The sequence below is a fragment of the Sediminicoccus rosea genome, assembly GCF_033547095.1.
GTDB lineage: Bacteria > Pseudomonadota > Alphaproteobacteria > Acetobacterales > Acetobacteraceae > Roseococcus > Roseococcus rosea.
On record NZ_CP137852.1, the window covers coordinates 1,971,265 to 1,990,885 of the forward strand.

The 19,621-nt window shown below is 72.0% G+C and carries 13 protein-coding genes; 7 read left to right on the forward strand and 6 right to left on the reverse strand.

The features are described from left to right. The 5 genes from R9Z33_RS09485 to R9Z33_RS09505 all read right to left on the reverse strand — a co-directional run bounded on the left by R9Z33_RS09485 (nt 1) and on the right by R9Z33_RS09505 (nt 5,846). Nucleotides 1-933, reverse strand: coding sequence for an NAD-dependent epimerase/dehydratase family protein (locus R9Z33_RS09485; protein ID WP_318651048.1), 933 nt, complete (start codon nt 931-933; stop codon nt 1-3). After that, nucleotides 934-1,695 carry an SDR family NAD(P)-dependent oxidoreductase gene (locus tag R9Z33_RS09490; protein WP_318651049.1) on the reverse strand — a complete coding sequence of 254 codons (762 nt, stop codon included), beginning with the start codon at nt 1,693-1,695 and terminating at the stop codon, nt 934-936. Next, nucleotides 1,692-3,035, reverse strand: a complete 1,344-nt coding sequence (locus R9Z33_RS09495; RefSeq protein WP_318651050.1) for an FAD-binding oxidoreductase — start codon at nt 3,033-3,035, stop codon at nt 1,692-1,694. Before R9Z33_RS09495 ends, R9Z33_RS09490 begins: the two co-directional genes overlap by 4 nt. Next, the gene (locus tag R9Z33_RS09500) at nt 3,032-4,453 is read right to left on the reverse strand and encodes a UbiA family prenyltransferase (RefSeq protein ID WP_318651051.1); all 1,422 of its coding nucleotides are present in this window, start codon (nt 4,451-4,453) and stop codon (nt 3,032-3,034) included. The genes R9Z33_RS09495 and R9Z33_RS09500 overlap by 4 nt, the downstream gene beginning before the upstream one ends. A gap of 217 nt (nt 4,454-4,670) precedes the next feature. Next, a complete protein-coding gene (locus tag R9Z33_RS09505; protein WP_318651052.1) occupies nt 4,671-5,846 on the reverse strand; it encodes a M20 aminoacylase family protein in 1,176 nt (391 codons plus the stop codon). A gap of 118 nt (nt 5,847-5,964) precedes the next feature. On the opposite strand from R9Z33_RS09505, the gene glpK reads away from it, so the two are divergent. From glpK to R9Z33_RS09540, 7 genes are all read left to right on the forward strand, one after another. After that, a complete protein-coding gene (gene glpK / locus R9Z33_RS09510; RefSeq protein ID WP_318651053.1) occupies nt 5,965-7,443 on the forward strand; it encodes a glycerol kinase GlpK in 1,479 nt (492 codons plus the stop codon). After that, the gene (locus tag R9Z33_RS09515) at nt 7,440-8,600 is read left to right on the forward strand and encodes a hypothetical protein (protein WP_318651054.1); all 1,161 of its coding nucleotides are present in this window, start codon (nt 7,440-7,442) and stop codon (nt 8,598-8,600) included. The genes glpK and R9Z33_RS09515 overlap by 4 nt, the downstream gene beginning before the upstream one ends. Nucleotides 8,601-8,638: 38 nt before the next feature. After that, nucleotides 8,639-10,018, forward strand: coding sequence for an acyclic terpene utilization AtuA family protein (locus R9Z33_RS09520; RefSeq protein WP_318651055.1), 1,380 nt, complete (start codon nt 8,639-8,641; stop codon nt 10,016-10,018). After that, nucleotides 10,015-10,350 carry an AtuA-related protein gene (locus R9Z33_RS09525; RefSeq protein WP_318651056.1) on the forward strand — a complete coding sequence of 112 codons (336 nt, stop codon included), beginning with the start codon at nt 10,015-10,017 and terminating at the stop codon, nt 10,348-10,350. Before R9Z33_RS09520 ends, R9Z33_RS09525 begins: the two co-directional genes overlap by 4 nt. Before the next feature lie 67 nt (nt 10,351-10,417). Next, on the forward strand, nt 10,418-11,506 hold the full coding sequence (locus R9Z33_RS09530; RefSeq protein ID WP_318651057.1) for an FkbM family methyltransferase: 1,089 nt from the start codon (nt 10,418-10,420) through the stop codon (nt 11,504-11,506). Between the two features lie 146 nt (nt 11,507-11,652). Continuing rightward, a complete protein-coding gene (locus R9Z33_RS09535) occupies nt 11,653-15,684 on the forward strand; it encodes a beta strand repeat-containing protein (protein WP_318651058.1) in 4,032 nt (1,343 codons plus the stop codon). Nucleotides 15,685-15,705: 21 nt separating this feature from the next. Continuing rightward, nucleotides 15,706-17,676, forward strand: coding sequence for an O-linked N-acetylglucosamine transferase, SPINDLY family protein (locus R9Z33_RS09540; protein ID WP_318651059.1), 1,971 nt, complete (start codon nt 15,706-15,708; stop codon nt 17,674-17,676). Here R9Z33_RS09540 and R9Z33_RS09545 read toward each other — a convergent pair whose 3' ends face one another. Then, nucleotides 17,677-19,512: a hypothetical protein gene (locus tag R9Z33_RS09545; RefSeq protein ID WP_318651060.1), complete on the reverse strand. Its 1,836-nt coding sequence runs from the start codon at nt 19,510-19,512 to the stop codon at nt 17,677-17,679. It lies immediately after the preceding gene. Nucleotides 19,513-19,621: the final 109 nt, after the last annotated feature.

The following is a 19,621-nucleotide window of genomic DNA, read 5'->3' on the forward strand; positions in this document are numbered from 1 at the left end:
TCAGAACTCCAGGACCACGTCGCGGTAGCGCGGATCGGTGAAGGTGCGCCGCAGCGCATCCTCGAGCGGGGTCGGCGTCACGCCGAAGCGATCGGGCCAATCGGTGACGGGGAAGGTCTCGGGGATCACCAGCGCCTCGAGCTGCTTCACGGTGAAGGGCGGATTGCGGTCGAACTTCGCATAGAGCCAGAGCAGCGCCCAGAAGGCGGAATAGGGGATGTTCACGATGCGCGCGCGCGGCTGCACGATGTCGTGGATCATGCGGATCAGCGCGCCATAGGTGATGGTGTGCAGGCCAGAGACGTCATGCGTGCCGCCATGGCGCTGGCGCAGGCAGCTTTCGATCACCGCGCAGAAATCACCGGCGTAGAGCGGCTGGCGCAGGTAGTCGCCGCTGCCCGGGATGGGGAAGACCGGCGTGCGGTCCATGAAGCGGCGCAGCCAGCCCAGATGCTTGCGGTCGAACCAGCCGAACATCAGCGTGGGGCGCAGCACGGCGCAGGCGATGCCGCTCTCCAGGTAGAGCTTCTCCTGCAGCGTCTTGGTCTCGACATAGAGGTCCTGCGCGCGGGAATTCACGACGGAGGAGGAGATGCCGACCATGTAGGGCACGCGGGCGCGGGCCATCGCCTCCAGCACGCGCTCGGTCGCCGCGACGTTGTTGGCGATGTATTCGGCACGATCCAGGCCACCGATCTGGGCCTGGTTCACCACCACGGCATCGGCGCCGGCGAAGGCCTCCTGCCAGGGGCCGGGCTGCGCCAGATCGGCCTCGATCACCTCCAGGCCCGGATGCAGGCGGCGCAGGATGGCCGTGTTGGCCGGATGCTTGTCGATGCCGACGAGGGAGAGGCCCGGCTGCTCGACCAGCCGTGCCAGCAGGTTCTGCCCGACCAGGCCGGCCGCGCCGGTGATGACGATGCGCTGGGTCATTCAGATGTCGAGCCGGTTGAAGATGCGCGCGGGCAGGTGCCGGATGACCAGCATGATCCAGCGCCAGCGCCCCGGCGCGTAGACGATGGGCCCGCCCTTGTCGGCGGCGCGGCGGATGATGCGCGCGACATCCTCCGGCTCGGCCCAGCTGCCGCCCTCGCGGTCCATGCCGGCGGTCATGGCGGTCCGGGTGGGGCCGGGCTTCACCAGCACGGCGCGCAGGCCGGGCGGCGCGCCGGGGCGGCCGAAGCGATGCGCGATGCCCTCCATCAGCGCCGCGATCCCGGCCTTGGCCGCGCCATAGACGAAGTTCTTGCGCCGCCCGCGATCCCCCGCGACGGAGCCGAGGACGATGAGGCCGCCACGGCCCTGCGCCTCGATCAGCGCGGCGGCGGCCAGCGCCCAGAGGGCGGCGGAGGTGAAGTTCACGTCGAGCGTGCGGCGGGCGGTCGTGGCATCGCGCTCATCCTCCGCCTGCGGGCCCATCATGCCATAGGCCAGCAGCACATCATCCAGCCCGCCCATCGCGTCGCGCATCGCGGCGAGCTGCGCGGCGGGCTCGGCCTCGGTCGCGAGGTCGAGCGGGAAGAGCGGCACGGCGGATGCGCCGCGCGCCGTCAGATCCGCCGCCACCTCGGCCAGCCGCGCGGCGTCGCGCCCCGCAAGGCCGATCACGGCGCCCTCGGCGGCGAAGAGCCGCGCCGTCGCGACCGCGATGCCCGAGGTGCCGCCCAGGATCAGGACGTGCCGCGGGGCCGTCATGGCTGGGCCACCCGGCGCCAGAAGGCAGAGGAGAAATGCGGGTCCATGTGCTCTTGGAATCCTTCCCAGGCGGGGTAGCCGGCGCGGAACATGGCGGCGGGCATGCGGCCATCCTTGGCGGGGTAGAGCCGCCCGCCCGCCTCCCGGACGATGGCGTCGAGCCGCGCGAGCAGGGCGAGCGTGGGCGCGCCGCGATTGGCGAAATCGAGGGCCAGCGTGGTCCCCTCCATCGGGAAGGAGAGCAGGCCCGGGGAGGGCAGGGGGCCGAAGGTCTTGAGCACGGCGAGGAAGGAGCCCTCGCCCGCCTGCGCGATGGCCGTGAGCATGGCGCGCGTCGCCTCGCGCTGGGCGGCGGGCGGCACCACGCTCTGGTACTGGAAGAAGCCACGCCGGCCGTAGAGGCGGTTCCACTGCGCGATGCCGTCCAGCGGATAGAAGAAGGGCAGGTAGGGCACCTGCCGCACCCGCCCCGAACGCCGCCGCCCCATGGCGAGGTAGAGCGCGTTGAAGGCGCCGAGCGTGAGGCGGTTCAGCGCGAAGCCCGGCGCGTCCATCGGCATGCGGAGCAGTCCCGGCGGCTCCACGGCGCGCAGCCCGCCCGCCGCCGCATGCCGCCCGCGCGAGAAGATGCCGCGCCCCAGCGCCGCGCCCTTCGCCAGGCAATCCACCCAGGCCACGGTATAGTCCCAGCCGGCGGAGGCCTCGGCCAGGCGGAAGAAGCCGTCCAGATCCTCGAAGACCTCGTCCTCGACCTGCATCACGGAGCTGGCGATGGGCAGCAGCTCCAGCTCCACCCAGGTGACGAGGCCGGTGAGCCCGAGGCCGCCGATGGTGGCGGCCAAGAGCGGGTCGCCCGGGCGCAGCTCCAGCGCCGTGCCGTCGGAGCGCAGCAGGCCGAGCGCGCGCACCCAGCGGCCGAAGGTGCCCGCGCCATGGTGGTTCTTGCCATGCACGTCATTGGCGACGGCGCCGCCCAGCGTGACGTGCCGCGTGCCCGGCGTGACCGGCAGGAAGAAGCCGCGCGGCACGATCCAGGCGAGCAGCGCGGCAAGGCTCAGCCCCGCCTCCGCCCGCAGCAGCCGCGTCGCGGGGTCGAATGCGATGGTGCGGTCCAGCGCCGGGGTGAGGAGCACGGCGCCCTCGGGGTTCAGCCCGCTGTCGCCGTAGGAACGGCGCAGCCCCATGGGCAGCACGCCATGCCCCGGCCGCGCCGCCACCGCCGCGCGCAGGGCGCCGGGCAGTTCATCCCGCCAGGATGGCGCGAAGACCAGCTGCGGCGCGCGGAGGGTGCGGCCCCAGCTGGTCAGCGCCGATGTTTCAAGGCCGCGCGCCGTGCTCATAGCGCAAGCAGATAGGCGATTCCAACCGCGGCACCCAGGCCCCAGCTCGTCCGGTCGCGGATGGCGAAGCTCACCGGGTCATCCAGCATCTCGCCGCGATGGGAGAGCAGCCAGATGCGCCCCATCCAGATGGCGATCAGCAGCGGTTGCGCCCAGAGCCACCAGGGGTCGGCATAGGGCACGCGCAGGAAGGCATCATGCATCAGGTAGAGCACGAGGATGATGAGCGAGCCCAGCGCCGCGGCGACGCCCGCGACCAGCGTCAGCTCCGCATCGGCCGGGCGGTAGCCGCGCGCGGCGAGTGCCGCGGCCCCCTCGGGCCCCGCGCGCAGGATCTCGGTGTGGCGCTTCGCGGTGGCGAGCGAGAAGAAGAAGAAAAGCGCGAAGGTCATCAGGTAGCCCGAGACCGGCTGGCCGAGGGCGGCCACGCCGATCAGGATGCGAAGGCCGAAGAGCAGCGCGATGATCAGCGTGTCCAGCAACGGCACGCGCTTCAGCCCGAGGGAATAGGCGAGCGTCAGCGCCAGGTAGGCGGCAAGGCCCAGGAAGAGCGGCACGGAGACGAGAAAACCCGCCAGCAGCGCGACCAGCACGCCGCCCACCCCGGCCAGGAGCGCCGTGCGGATCGGGATGCGCGCACTCGCGATCGGGCGGTGGCGCTTGGACCAATGGGCGCGGTCGGCGCGCAGGTCCGACAGGTCGTTCAGCAGGTAGGTCGAGGAGGTGAGCAGCAGCAGCAGGGCGAAGGCGAGGATCGCCTCCATCACCTGGCCGATGTCCCGCCAGCCCTGGCCCAGGATGAGCGGCACGAAGACGACCAGGTTCTTGGAGGCATGGTGCAGCCGGCCGGCGCGCAGCCAGTCGCGTGGCGTGGCGCGCTCGGCCGCGAATTCGGCGAGGATGGGCGGGCCGAGGCGGCGCGCGGCGGCCGCCGTTGCGGGGGCCGCGCCCACCAGCACGATCCCGGCCGCGCGGCCCCAGACGGCGAGATCGGCCCGGCTGTCCCCGGCATAGATGAAGCCCTGGGGAAAGAGCTCCGCCAGCGCGGCGGCCTTGGCCTCGCCCTTGAGGTTGTGCGAGCGCGAGCCGATCACGCTCACGAAGAGGCCGAGTTCGGTGGCGACGGCATCGGCCACGGTTTGATGGGCGGCGGTGCAGAGATGCAGCGCGTGCCCCGCGGCCGCGCAATCGCGCAGCCAGTCGAGCAGGTCCTCGCGCAGCGGCAGCTCGGCGGGGTCGAGCGGGACGCCCTCCGCCAGGGCTTCCTTCACGGCGAGGCGGCCGCGGGGCAGGGCGAGCAGGGCGGTGGCGGCGGCGCGCGGGTGGTGGAACAGGGCGCGGACGAAGCTCTCATCGAGCGTGTCGGTCCGCAGCAGCGTGTGGTCCAGGTCCACCACGATGGGAAGCGGGTCAGCCATGGCGCGGCACCGTCCTCTCGCGGCGGGATGACGGCGCGCCCGCGGCCTCGACCGTGGTCGGGACGAGGCGCGACCCCGTCATCGCGCACGGGTCGGCTTCGCGCCCGGGCGCGCCATCTCCTGGCAGGGTCATCATCGGAAGGCGCCCGTGTAGCTGCGCGGGCTTCGCGCCGTCAAGGCGAGGGGCCCCCGGGCGCGCCCGGGGGCCGGGGGCGGCTCAGCCGCGCGGCAGTTCCTGCTCGACCAGGGCGCTGAAGAAGCCCACGCCATAGGGCGCCGCATCGTCGTTGAAGTCGTATTTCGGGTGGTGCACCGGCACACCGCCCTTCCCATCCGGGGCCTTCTGGCCGAGCTTCACGAAGGCGCCCGGGCGCTTCTCCAGCATGTAGGAGAAATCCTCGGCCCCCATGATGGGCGGGCGCTTGCGGATGATGCCCTCGGGCGCGAAGACCTTCGCCGCGGCCTGGGCGGCGAGGTCGGTCTCGCGCTCATGGTTCACCGTCACGGGGTAGCCCGACTTCCACTCCACCACGATCTCCGCCTCGAAGGCCTCGGCGACCGAGGCCGCGATGCGCTTGATGTGGCGCTCCATCGCGGCCCGGGTCTCCTTCTTCAGGGTGCGGATGGTGCCCTTGATCTCGGCCGTCTCGGGGATGACGTTCGAGGCGCTGCCGGCGTGGAACATGCAGAGGGACAGCACCGCGCTGTCCAGCGGGTCCACCCGGCGGGAGACGATGCCCTGCAGGGCCACGACGAGCTGCGAGCCGATCAGCACCGGGTCGATCGCCATGTGCGGCCGCGCCGCATGGCCGCCCAGGCCGCGGATCTTGAAGGTGACGGTGTCAGCCGAGGCGAGGATGGGGCCCGAGACGATCGCCGTCTCGCCCAGCGGCAGGGAGGGATCGTTATGGATGCCGTAGACGCTGTCGCAGGGGAAGCGCTCGAACAGGCCCTCCTCGACCATGACGCGGCCGCCGCCCGGGCCCTCCTCGGCCGGCTGGAAGATGAAGTTCACCGTGCCGTCGAAATTGCGCGTCTCGGCGAGGTATTTGGCGGCCCCCAGCAGCATGGCGGTGTGCCCGTCATGGCCGCAGGCGTGCATCTTGCCGGGCGTCTTGCTGGCATGCGGCAGGCCGGTCTCCTCCGTCATCGGCAGGCAGTCCATGTCGGCGCGCAGGCCGATGGAGCGGCCGGAATTGCCGTTCCGCAGCACGCCCACGAGGCCGGTGCCGGCGATGCCGCGATGCACCTCGATCCCCCAGGAGGCGAGCTTCTCGGCCACCAGGGCGCTGGTCGCGTGCTCCTCGAAGCCCAGCTCCGGATTCGCATGGATGGTCTGGCGCCATTCGGCGATCTCGGGGGCCATGGCGGCGATGCGGTTGTTCAGGGGCATGGGCTTGGTTCCTCGGCTGCGGCGGGATTGTCGGGCCGGCTTCCCGACGCGTCAAACCCCGGTTGACCCTGCGGGCAAAGCTTCCTCTCCTGCGCCTGAAGGATCGGGAGACGACGCCATGCCCCTGCTGCTGGCCCTGGACCAGGGCACCACCTCGACGCGCGCCATCGCCTTCGACGCGACGCTGGCGCCAGTCGCGACCGTGCAGGTGGAATTGCCGCAGCATTTCCCGGCGCCGGGCTGGGTGGAGCATGAGCCGGAGGACATCGCGGCGCACAGCCTCGCCGTGCTGCGCGAGGCGCTGGCCAAGGCGGGTGGCGAGGCGCGGGATGTGGCCGGCATCGGCATCACCAACCAGCGCGAGACGACCCTGCTGTGGGAGCGCGCCACGGGCCGCGCCGTCGGCCGTGCCATCGTCTGGCAGGACCGCCGCACCGCCGCCACCTGCGAGGCGCTGAAGGCGGCAGGGCATGAGGCGCTGGTCCGCGCGCGCACCGGCCTGCTGCTCGACCCCTATTTCTCCGCGACCAAGCTCGCCTGGCTGCTCGACCACACGCCTGGCGCGCGCGCGGCGGCCGAGCGTGGGGAGCTCTGCTTCGGCACCGTGGAGAGCTTCCTGCTGTTCCGCCTGACCGAGGGGCGCGTGCATGCGACGGATGCGACCAATGCGTCGCGCACCATGCTCTTCGACATCCATCGCGGCGCCTGGGACGCGGAGCTGTGCGAATTGTTCCGCGTGCCCATGGCGATCCTGCCCCAGGTGCGGGATTGCGCCGCACCGCTGGGCGAGACACGGCTGCTGGGCGGCGCCATTCCCATCCTCGGCATGGCTGGGGACCAGCAGGCGGCCACCATCGGCCAGGCCTGCTTCGCGCCGGGGATGATGAAGTCCACCTACGGCACGGGCTGCTTCGCCCTGCTGGTGACGGGCGAGGAGGCGGTGCCCTCCTCCAACCGGCTGCTCACCACCCTGGCCTGGCAATTGGGCGGCAGGCGGGCCTATGCGCTGGAGGGCTCGATCTTCATGGCCGGCGCCACGGTGCAATGGCTGCGCGACGGCCTCGGCATCATCCAGCATGCGAGCGAGGCGGATGGCTGGGCCGCCCGCGCCAACCCGGCCGAGCGCGTGCAACTCGTGCCGGCCTTCACGGGCCTCGGCGCCCCCTGGTGGGATGCGGCGGCGCGCGGCGCCATCCTGGGCCTGACGCGCGCTTCGGGCCGGGCCGAGATCTGCCGTGCGGCGCTGGAGGCGGTGGCGCTGCAGACCGGGGACCTGCTGGAGGCGATGCGCCGCGACTGGCCGGGCATGAAGCAGACTGTGCTGCGGGTGGATGGCGGCATGGCGAAGAGCGACTGGACCATGCAGTTCCTGGCCGACCTGCTGGGCGCCCCGGTGGACCGCCCCATGGTGACCGAGACGACGGCGCTGGGCGCGGCCTATCTCGCGGGCCTGCAGGCCGGGCTGCTGCCCTCGCCCAGCGAGGCGCCGACGCATTGGCGGCTGGAGCGCCGCTTCCAGCCCAACATGAGCCGCGAGGAGGCGGCCGAGCGCCGGGCGGCCTGGCAGGACGCGGTGCGCCGGACGCGCAGCGCATGATCTTCGCCGAATTCGGCATCACGCCCATCATCAACGCCTATGGCACCAACACGCGCCTCTCGGCCGGGCCGCTGGCCGATGAGGTGGCCGAGGCCATGCGCGCGGCCGCGACGGCGAGCGTGGACATCCTCGACCTCCAGGCCGCGGCCTGCCGGGAGATCCAGCGCGCCACGGGGGCGGAGGCGGGCTTTGTCACCTCCGGCGCCTCCGCCGCCTTGTTGCTGGCCGCCGCCGCCTGCCTCGCGCGGCTGGATGCCGGGGCGATGAACCGCCTGCCCGTGACGCGGGAGGGGCGCTGCGAATTCCTCATCTCTCGCAGCCAGCGCAACATGTATGACCGGGCGATCGAGACGGCGGGCGGGCGCCTCGTGGATGTCGGCATCCCGGACCGCGTCTCGGGGGCGGGCGTGCGCGATGCGAGTGCGGCGGAATTCGCCGATGCCATCACGCCGCGCACGGCGGGCATCCTGCATGTGGCGCAGCCGCGCGCCGAGCCGCCGCTGCGCGAGATCATCGCCGTGGCGCGGGCGGCGGGGATTCCGGTCATCGTGGACGCCGCCGCGCAATTGCCGCCGGCGGAGAACCTGCGGCGCTTCATCGCGGAAGGGGCGGACCTCGTCGCCTTCTCCGGCGGCAAGGCGATCGGCGGGCCGCAGGCCTCGGGTCTTCTCGCGGGCCAGGGGGTGCTGGTGGCCTCGGCGCTCGCGCAGATGCTCGATCTCGACCTGCCGGCGTCGCAGTTCCGGGCGCCCGCGGAATTCTCGGCGTTGTCGCAACTGGCCTTCTTCCCGCGCACCGGCATCGGGCGTTCCTGCAAGGTGGGGCGGGAGGAGGTGATGGGGCTGCTGGTGGCGCTGCGCCGCTTCACGGCCGAGGATGCGGCGACGCGCCGCGCCCGCTGGCAGGCGCGGCTCGATGCGGTGCGCGTCGCCTCCGGCCTCGAGTTCGAGGCGGGCATGGCGGGTGAGGTCCCGCTGCTCTGGCTGCGCGTGCCCGATGCGCCGGCCATGGAGGCACGGCTGCGCGCGGGCTGCCCGGCCGTGCATGTGAACCCTGCGCGGCTCGCGGAGGGCATCCTCACCATCAACCCGGTCAGCCTGCATGATCGGGATTGCGCGCGCCTGGGCGAATTGCTGCGCGCGGCCCTTGCCGAGTGACGCCGCCCGGCAAAGACTGGCCCCCAGGGAGGATCAGGATGGACCGCTTTCTCGTCGGCAATGGCGCGGGTTTTTCGGGCGATCGCGTGGATGCGCCGCTGCCCGTGCTGCGCACCCTGATCGCCAGCGGCCTGCCCGCGGCCATGTTCTTCGAGACGCTGGGCGAGCGCACCGTGGCGCTGGCCCATCTGGAGAAGCGCCGCGACCGCGAGGCGGGCTACGAGCCCATGCTGGAACGGCTGCTCGAGCCCATCCTGGCGCTGGCGAAGCGGCATGGCATCCCGCTGCTCGGCAATTGGGGCGCGGCCAATCCGCCCGCCGCGGCGCGCGCCGTGGCAAAGCTGGCGCTGGCGCAGGGGATGCCCGATCTCCGCATTGCCCTCGTCGAGGGAGATGACGTGACGGGGCTCGTCGCCGGCGGGCAATTGCCGGTGCATGAGGCCGATGCGGGCCTCGACATGGGCGCCTGGAACCTCATCGCCGCCAATGCCTATATCGGCGCCGAGCCGCTGGTGGAGGCGCTGGCCCAGGGTGCGGACGTGGTCGTCGCGGGCCGCACGAGCGACCCGGCGCTGGCCATCGCGCCGCTCGCGCATCACTTCGGTTGGCGGGCGGATGACTGGGAGAAGCTGGCCCTGGGCGCGGCCGCCGGGCATCTGCTGGAATGCGGCAGCCAGGTCACCGGCGGCGTCTTCTGGGACCCCGGCTTCAAGGACATCCCCGACCCCGCCAATATCGGCTTCCCCATCGCGGAGGTCACGCGCGAAGGTGGCCTGGTCATCACCAAGGCGGCCGAGACCGGCGGCCTCGTGGATCTCCGCACGGTGAAGGAGCAGCTCCTCTACGAGCTGCACGACCCCGCGCACTACATCACGCCCGACGTGGTGCTGGACATCACCGGCTGCACGGCCGAGCAGGTGGGGAAGGACCGCGTCGCGGTGCACGGCCTGCGCGGCCATCCGCGGCCCGACACACTCAAGGTGACGGCGAGCTTCGAGGGCAGCTGGCTGGGCGAGGGCGAGGTCTCCGTCGCCGGGCCCAATGCGCTGGCGCGCGCCCGTGCCACTGCCGATGTCCTGCTGGAGCGGATGAGGATCCGCGGCCTGGAGGTGCGCGCGCGGGTGGACCTGATCGGCGTGGCCAGCGTGCATGACAGTGATGATGGCGCGCTCTGGCGCGGCTATGACGGGCCGGAGCCGCCGGAAATCCGCATCCGCCTCGCCGTCGAGGCGCGCACGCGCGACGATGCCGACCAGGCCTCGCGCGAGGTTCTGGCATTGCTCTGCTGCGGCACGGCGGGCACGGGCGGGGCGCGCTGGCGCGTCACGCCGCGCATCCTGACCCGCAGCCACCTGGTGCTGCGCGAGCGCGTGCCGGTCACGGTTTCGGTGCGCACGGCGCGGGAGATCCTGGCGTGATCGAAGTTCCTCTGCATCAGGTCGCGCACAGCCGCGCGGGCGACAAGGGCAACCGGCTCAACATGTCGCTCATTCCCTACCGGGCGGAGCTCTACCCGATCCTCGCCGAGCAGGTGACGGCGGAGCGCGTGCTGGCGCTGTTCCGCCATCGCGGCGCCACCGGGTGCGTGCGGCATGACCTGCCGCGGCTGCACGCCTTCAACTTCGTGGTGGATGAGGTGCTGGAGGGTGGCGTGAATGGAAGCCTGAACCTCGACGGCCATGGCAAGACCAACTCCTTCCGGCTGCTCGGCCTGACCGTGCGGGTGCCGGAGGCGCTGCTGGCCCGTTAACCCGGCGCTAAGGCGCGGCGGTCACTCTCGCCCTGCCGGCAAAAGGGCCGGCACGACGAGGGGCATCATGCGACCAGAACGGCTCGAGGCGCTGCGTTTCGCGGGCTATGCGCCCCGCACCCTGCTCGATGTGGGGGCCCATCTCGGGCATTTCACGGCGGGCCTCCGGCAGGTCTTCCCCGATTGTGTGCCGACGCTGGTGGAGCCCAACCCGCATTGCCTGCCTGCCCTGGCGGCGACCGGGCATGAGGTGCTGGGCTTCGCCGCCAGCCACGAGAATGGCGAGGCGGAGCTCTTCCTCACGCGGGAATGGCTGCAATCCACCGGCACTTCGCTCTACCGCGAGAACACGCATTTCTTCCGCGACGAAGTGCTGGTGCGCACGCCCGTGCCCAGGCGCCGGCTGGATGACGTGCTGGCCGGCCGCCGCTTCGACCTGGTGAAGATCGACACGCAGGGCGCCGAGCTCGACGTGCTGCTCGGTGGGCAGCAGGTGCTGCGCCAGGCGGACTACATCCTCATCGAGGTCTCGCTGGTGGAATACAACCAGGGCGGCGCGCGCGCGGAGGAGGTCTTCGCGGCGCTGGGCGCGCTCGGCTTCCGCAGTGCGGAGGTGGCGGAGTTCCATCGCCTGCGCGGCGTGCGGGACGGCGCGCTGCTGCAGCTCGACTTCCTGTTCGAGCGCGAGGTGCCGCGCCCCTCCCAGGCGCTGCGCGGGCCGGTGGCGGGGCTGGAGACCTGGCTCCAGGAGCGGCGTTCGCGCTGCGCGGATTTCGCGGTGCTGGCGGTGCGGGAGGCGGGCACCGAGGCCGAGCTGGGCTTCGGCGCGGCGGCAACGGCACTGGCCATCGCGGGCGATCCGGCGCGGGGGCGGGATTGGCAGGCGCTGTTGCGCCTGGCCGCGCAACGCGGCCGCGTTCCCTATGCCGTTGCGCGCCTGCCGGCCAGCCGCATGGCCGATGCCGCGCTGCTGCTCGACATGCTGCCGCGCGTGGCGGCCGCCGGCCTGGTGGAGGTGGCGGCGGGCCAGCCCTGGCACTGGGAGGAGGTGGAGGGGCAGATCCGTCTCGCGCCCGGCAGCCGGGCGATGCCGCCCGTCCTGCAATGGCGCGGCGCGATCGCCTTCGAGGCGCTTGTGGCGCGGAAGGCGGCCTGATCGGCAAAAAAACCGAGCGCGATTCACGAAATATAAGCCTTCGACTGGGAATCTCGTGATGCGGGAGTGGTGTTTCCAGAGAGCACCCCTCGGAGAAGCCGGCAGCAAGACGCTGTGTTCCGCCCTCTCTGGAAAAGGAATGCGCCATGTCCATCTCGCTGCTCTCCACCAACCAGATCCGCGCGCTGACAACCACCTCGGTGGCGGCGCTCTCGACCACGCAGATCAGCGCGCTGACGACGACCCAGATCGGGGCGCTCAGCAGCTCTGCCGTCGAGACGATGAGCGCCACGCAGATCGGCGCGCTCTCGACCTCGCAGGTGCGGGGCCTGACCGCAACGCAGATCCCCTATCTCTCGGCCCAGCTGAGCTTCAGCGGGGACCAGTTGGCCGTGCTGGGCGAGTTCCAGCTGCGCGCCTTGACGACGACGCAGCTCTCCGGCCTCGATGCGACGAAAGTCGCGGCGCTGACCACCTCGCAGATCCGTGCGCTGAGCACGACGCAGCTGGGCGCCCTGACGGCGACCGATATCGGCGAATTCACCAGCACCCAGGTCCGCGCCTTGACGGTGAGCCAGGTGGGCGCGCTGGCTTCCACCCAGGTCGCGGCGCTGAGCACGACGCAGCTCACAGGGCTCACCGCCTCTCAGATTGGTGGCCTGACGGCGACGGGTCTGTCGGCGCTGGATGCGACGCAGATGGGCGCGCTGAGCGCCACGCAGATCGGGGGTGTGACGGCGACGCAGATCCGGGGCCTGACGGCGACGGATGTGTCGGAGCTGAGCGCGACCCAGGTGGGAGCGCTGAACGCGTCGCAGATTGGCGCGCTGAGCGCGACGAATGTCTCGGCGCTGGACGCGACGCAGACGGGGGCGCTGTCGGGCACGCAGCTGCGGGGGCTGAGCACCACGCAGGTGCAGGGTCTGACGACGACGGACCTGGGTGAGCTGAGTGCGACGCAGGTGGGCGCGCTGACGGCCTCGCAGGTGGGTGCGCTGAGCGCGACGAGCCTCTCGGCGCTGGATGCGACGCAGGTGGGGGCGTTGAGCACGACGCAGGTGCGTGGGCTGACCAATGCGCAGCTGGGCGGGCTGAGCACGACGGATGTGGGCGAGCTGAGCGCCACGCAGATCGGCGCCTTGAGCGCGACGCAGCTGGGGGCGCTGGGGGCGACGAACCTGGCGGCGCTGTCGGCCACGCAGATGGGGGGTCTGACGAGCTCGCAGATCGGCGGTCTGACGGCGACGGCGCTGTCTGGGTTTGACGCGACGCAGATGGGCGCCTTGAGCACGACGCAGCTGCGGGGTGTGACGGCGACGCAGATGGGCGGGCTGAGTGCGACGGATGTGGGCGAGCTGACGGCGACGCAGGTGGGTGGCCTTGCGGCCTCTCAGATCGGTGGCCTGACGGCGACGGGTCTGTCGGCGCTGGATGCGACGCAGATGGGCGCGCTGAGCGCCACGCAGATCGGGGGTGTGACGGCGACGCAGATCCGGGGCCTGACGGCGACGGATGTGTCGGAGCTGAGCGCGACCCAGGTGGGAGCGCTGAACGCGTCGCAGATTGGCGCGCTGAGCGCGACGAATGTCTCGGCGCTGGACGCGACGCAGACGGGGGCGCTGTCGGGCACGCAGCTGCGGGGGCTGAGCACCACGCAGGTGCAGGGTCTGACGACGACGGACCTGGGTGAGCTGAGTGCGACGCAGGTGGGCGCGCTGACGGCCTCGCAGGTGGGTGCGCTGAGCGCGACGAGCCTCTCGGCGCTGGATGCGACGCAGGTGGGGGCGTTGAGCACGACGCAGGTGCGTGGGCTGACCAATGCGCAGCTGGGCGGGCTGAGCACGACGGATGTGGGCGAGCTGAGCGCCACGCAGATCGGCGCCTTGAGCGCGACGCAGCTGGGGGCGCTGGGGGCGACGAACCTGGCGGCGCTGTCGGCCACGCAGATGGGGGGTCTGACGAGCTCGCAGATCGGCGGTCTGACGGCGACGGCGCTGTCTGGGTTTGACGCGACGCAGATGGGCGCCTTGAGCACGACGCAGCTGCGGGGTGTGACGGCGACGCAGATGGGCGGGCTGAGTGCGACGGATGTGGGCGAGCTGACGGCGACGCAGGTGGGTGGCCTTGCGGCCTCTCAGATCGGTGGCCTGACGGCGACGGGTCTGTCGGCGCTGGATGCGACGCAGATGGGCGCGCTGAGCGCCACGCAGATCGGGGGTGTGACGGCGACGCAGATCCGGGGCCTGACGGCGACGGATGTGTCGGAGCTGAGCGCGACCCAGGTGGGAGCGCTGAACGCGTCGCAGATTGGCGCGCTGAGCGCGACGAATGTCTCGGCGCTGGACGCGACGCAGACGGGGGCGCTGTCGGGCACGCAGCTGCGGGGGCTGAGCACCACGCAGGTGCAGGGTCTGACGACGACGGACCTGGGTGAGCTGAGTGCGACGCAGGTGGGCGCGCTGACGGCCTCGCAGGTGGGTGCGCTGAGCGCGACGAGCCTCTCGGCGCTGGATGCGACGCAGGTGGGGGCGTTGAGCACGACGCAGGTGCGTGGGCTGACCAATGCGCAGCTGGGCGGGCTGAGCACGACGGATGTGGGCGAGCTGAGCGCCACGCAGATCGGCGCCTTGAGCGCGACGCAGCTGGGGGCGCTGGGGGCGACGAACCTGGCGGCGCTGTCGGCCACGCAGATGGGGGGTCTGACGAGCTCGCAGATCGGCGGTCTGACGGCGACGGCGCTGTCTGGGTTTGACGCGACGCAGATGGGCGCCTTGAGCACGACGCAGCTGCGGGGTGTGACGGCGACGCAGATGGGCGGGCTGAGTGCGACGGATGTGGGCGAGCTGACGGCGACGCAGGTGGGTGGCCTTGCGGCCTCTCAGATCGGTGGCCTGACGGCGACGGGTCTGTCGGCGCTGGATGCGACGCAGATGGGCGCGCTGAGCGCCACGCAGATCGGGGGTGTGACGGCGACGCAGATCCGGGGCCTGACGGCGACGGATGTGTCGGAGCTGAGCGCGACCCAGGTGGGAGCGCTGAACGCGTCGCAGATTGGCGCGCTGAGCGCGACGAATGTCTCGGCGCTGGACGCGACGCAGACGGGGGCGCTGTCGGGCACGCAGCTGCGGGGGCTGAGCACCACGCAGGTGCAGGGTCTGACGACGACGGACCTGGGTGAGCTGAGTGCGACGCAGGTGGGCGCGCTGACGGCCTCGCAGGTGGGTGCGCTGAGCGCGACGAGCCTCTCGGCGCTGGATGCGACGCAGGTGGGGGCGTTGAGCACGACGCAGGTGCGTGGGCTGACCAATGCGCAGCTGGGCGGGCTGAGCACGACGGATGTGGGCGAGCTGAGCGCCACGCAGATCGGCGCCTTGAGCGCGACGCAGCTGGGGGCGCTGGGGGCGACGAACCTGGCGGCGCTGTCGGCCACGCAGATGGGGGGTCTGACGAGCTCGCAGATCGGCGGTCTGACGGCGACGGCGCTGTCTGGGTTTGACGCGACGCAGATGGGCGCCTTGAGCACGACGCAGCTGCGGGGCGTGACGGCGACGCAGATGGGCGGGCTGAGTGCCACGGATGTGGGCGAGCTGACGGCGACGCAGGTGGGTGGCCTCGCGGCCTCTCAGATCGGTGGCCTGACGGCGACGGGTCTGTCGGCGCTGGATGCGACGCAGATGGGCGCGCTGAGTGCCACGCAGATCGGGGGTGTGACGGCGACGCAGATCCGGGGCCTGACGGCGACGGATGTGTCGGAGCTGAGCGCGACCCAGGTTGAGGCGCTCGGCGTGTCGCAGATCGCGGCACTCTCCGCCACCAACCTCTCCGCCCTGGACGCCACCCAGGTCGGGGCGATGAGCACGCTCCAGCTGCGCGGCATGACCACCACCCAGGTGCAGGGGCTCTCCAGCACGGATATCGGGGAATTCACCGAGACCCAGCTCTCCTCGCTGAGCGGCTCGCAGATTGGCGCGCTCACTGCCACGGTGATCGGCGCGCTGACCACGACCAACCTGGATCCGCTGACCTCGACGCAGATCCGCGCGCTGACCACCACGCAGATCGACCAGCTCTCCACCACCAACATCGCTTCGCTGAACGAGACCCAGCTCGCCGGCTTCGATGCGACCCAGGTGGGCAGCATGTCGGATGAGCAGATCACGGCCTATCTCGGCCTCTGAGGCTGAACAGAGGAGGACAGGATGTCCGAGACCCTCGTCATGACCCTGGCGAACCTGGTGACGGAGGCGCAGCGCCTCACGGCGGCCGGTGAAGGGGCGGCCGCGAGCGGCCTTTACGCCGGCTGGATCGCGGCGAACCCCGCGAACCCGCAGCTCTACATCGCCCATTTCAACCATGCCTGCCTGCAGGGCGATCTGGGCGATGCGTCGGGGGCGCGGGAATCGCTCCAGGCCTGCCTCGCCCTCAACCCCGACTTCCTGCCGGCCAGCATCAACCTGGGCGGGCTGCTGGAGCGGGCGGGCCAGGTGCCGTTGGCGATCGAGCAGTGGCAGGGCGTGGCGCAGCGCGTCGTCGCCGTTACCGGGGCTGCCATCGCCTACAAGCTGACCGCGCTCAAGCAGATCGCCCGCGTCTTGAGCGAGCACCACAAGCCGGCCCTGGCCGAGGCGACGCTGCGCCAATGCCTCGAGCTGCAGCCCGAGCAGCGTGACGTGATCGAGCAGTTCATGGCGTTGCGCCTCGCGCAATGCGCCTGGCCGGTGCTACCCCCCGGCGATGCGGCGGAGCGCCGGCGCCTGCTGCGCGGCACCAGCCCGCTCTCCATGCTGGCCTATACGGATGATCCCTGGCTGCATCTCGGTCTTGCCCACCACTACGCCCGCTGCCTCGTCGATGAGTCGCGCGACCTCTCGGCGCATGACCGGCGGGATGCGCCGATCCTCCTGGAGGGGCGGCGGCTGCGCGTCGGCTATCTCTCCTCCGACCTGCGGGACCACGCGATCGGCACCCTGATGGCCGAGGTGTTCGAGCTGCACGACCGTGGCCGCGTCGAAGTCACGGCCTATTACTGTGGCCCACCCTCCACCGCTCCGCTCCAGGCGCGGATCAAGGCGGCGGTGGAGCACTGGGTGGATATCCGCGAGATGACGGATGACGCGGCTGCGGCGCGCATCGCGGCGGATGGCATCGACATCCTGGTGGATGTGAACGGCTACACGCGTGACGCCCGCACGGCGATCTTCGCGCGGCGGCCCGCGCCGGTGCAGGTGAACTGGCTCGGCTATCCCGGCACGCTCGGCACGCCGTGGCACCACTACATCATCGCCGATGCCTGGATCATCCCGCCCGAGGCCGAGCCGCATTACTCCGAGCGCGTGCTGCGGCTGCCCTGCTACCAGCCCAATGACCGCAAGCGCGTCATCGCCGCCACGCCCAGCCGGGCGGCGGCGGGGCTGCCCGGGCAGGGCTTCGTCTTCTGCTGCTTCAACGCCTCGCAGAAGCTCTCCCGCTTCACGCTGGAGCGCTGGATGCAGATCCTGCTGGCCGTGCCGGGCAGCGTGCTCTGGCTGCTGGATTCGGGCGAGGAGATGCGCGCCAACCTGGCCGCCTTCGCGGCCGCGCGCGGCGTGGCGGAGGGGCGGATCGTGTTCGCGCCCAAGCTCAACAACCCCGAGCACCTCGCGCGCTACCGCCTGGCGGATCTCTTCCTCGATTCCGTGCCCTATGGCGCCCACACCACCGCGTCCGACGCGCTCTGGCTCGGCGTGCCGGTGCTGACGCTCTCGGGCCGCGGCTTTGCTTCGCGCGTCTGCGGCAGCCTGGTGCGTGCGGCGGGCCTGCCCGGCATGGTCTGCGCCACGCCCGACGAATATGTCCGCCGCGCCATCGCCCTGGCGCAGGACCCGGTCGAGCTGGCCCGGCACCGGCGGACCCTCGCGGCGCGGCGGGACCGCTGCGACCTCTTCAACATGGAGAAGCTGGTGAAGCGGCTGGAGGCGCTGTTCCATCAGGCCGCGCGGACGCACCAGGCAGGCCGCACGCCGGTGCCCCGGCTCGACAACCTCGATTCCTATCTCGAGATCGGCGCATCGCTCGATCACGAGGCCGAGGAGATGCTGGCCCTGCCTGACCCGGACGGCCTCTATCGCGCGCGCCTTGCGCGCCGCCATGCGGTGCGGCCGATGCCGCCGGATGGGCGCCTCTGGCCCTGATCAGTCGGCCGCCGGCAGGCTCGTCATGTCGAAGCCGTGGAAGAGCGAGAGGAAGAGGAAGGGGTTGGGCTGCCAGCGCGGATACATCACGTTGTTGATGTCCGCCGTGGTGTCGAACCAACCGAAGCGGGCGGTGCTGGCGTTCCAGCAGGCCTGCAGCCCGCATTGGTCGATCCAGCGGGTGACATGTGGCCCAGCGAGCGCCGCCTCCAGGTAACCCTGCAATCCGGCGAGGAAGGCGCGGGCGGGCGCGGTGGGGAAAGCCAGCAGCAGGTTGGCCGTGATGTGGCTGCCGAAGGCGATGCTGGCCTCGTTGCGGTTGAGCACGATGTCCGTTCCTGCGAAACGCGCCAGCAGCTCGCCGGCGCCACGCTGGAGCACCGCGTCAATGTCGGAGACGAGGACGGGCAGTTCCAGCTCCTCCAGGACGCGGCGCGCGATGGCGAAGCGCGTGCACTGGAAATGGGCCACGGGCAGGGCGCGTGGGCCATCGCTGTCATGGCATTGGGTGGTGACGGCGGCGGGGCAGAAGTCGTCGGCGCTGTAGAGGATGCGGGGATCGGGCATCTCCATCAGCCGGATCAGCGCGGGAAGCTGCCGCGCGCCACCGATGACGTGCACCAGGATCACGCAGGGCAGGTCCGTGTTCCGCAGGATGGAGGCGAGATAGGCCCGGCCATAGAGGCGCAGATAGGCGGCATCCGCCGCCACGACGAAGGCGACCTTCGCATCGCGCGCCTGCCGGCGCAGCCCTGCCCAGCCGAGCGGCCGGCCCGCAGCACGGTGGAGCGCCGCAACGGGCAGTGGCGCGGCCTCCCGCCCCAGCAGCCGGGTGTCGGCCGCCTCCGACAGATGGCGGTAGTGCCGGGCCCAGTGTCGCGCCTCGCCCTCGGGAAGTGCGGTGGGTTCCACCATCCGCGCGGCGGCCACCAGGGCCTGGAGGGCGGCACGGCTCGCCTCGTCGAGCGGGCGCAGCAGATGGAGGCTGATGGCGCGATGCGCCTCATGCAGGCGGCGCAGCGGATGGATGGCGCCCTCCGGCGCGAGGGCGAGGCCGCTGCGCGCGGTGAGTTCCTGCGCCCGGTCCCCCGTGGCCTCGGCCTGCTCCAGGCGGATCAGGTTGGCGCCGACATGCCGGGGGTCGAGCGCCAGCAGGGCGGCCGCGAAGCGCGCCGCGCGCGCGCCCTGGCCGAGCTGCCGGTTGCAGGCCAGCGCCGCTTCCAGCACCGCCGGGTTGTCCGGCTGGAAGCGGGCGAGGGCGGCGGCCAGGCTCTCGGCGCGCGCCACGTCGCCCGCCGCGATGGCCTGGTTGAAGGCGGCCAGCGCCCCCGTGGCCGCGCGCTGCCCGGCCGCGTCGCCATGGGCGAGGCCGAGCGCCTCGGCCCATTCGCCCATCTCCAGGAGGCGTTCGATCAGGGCGGCGCGGGCGGGCGGATGCGATGGCGCCAGCAGGCGCAGCAGGGCCAGCGCCTCGGCCGGCGGCAGCGCGGCGGCGCGGGCCTGGAGCGCGTTCGCGTCCTCGGCCGGAAGCGTGGCGGCGGGCAGGCGGCGGGCCAGCAGGGCGGTGCCGAGCGGTGCGAGCGCATAGCCCGCGCCGGCCAGCCGGGGCGCCAGGCCGGGCGGCAGGGGGGCGGTTCGCGGCCAGGCGATCCAGCGCGTGCCGAGATCCTCCTCCCGCAGCGCCGCGGGTTCACCCAGCCAGAGCAGGTCGGCCGGTGAACCGGCGGCGGCGGGCATCCGGGCCAGCCCGGGGGGCGCCGGGCCACGCAGCGCCACGCGGGGCGGGGCGTCCAGCATCGCCAGCAGCGGCGCGAAGGGGCAGGGGGGTTCGACCATCCTGGTCAGTCTCCGGGGCATGCGCGCTGGAAGACTGACCGGGAGGCGTTAACGAAGCACGAAGGCCCCGCCGGCAAGGCTTTCTTTACCGCGGCCGCCTATGCTGGAC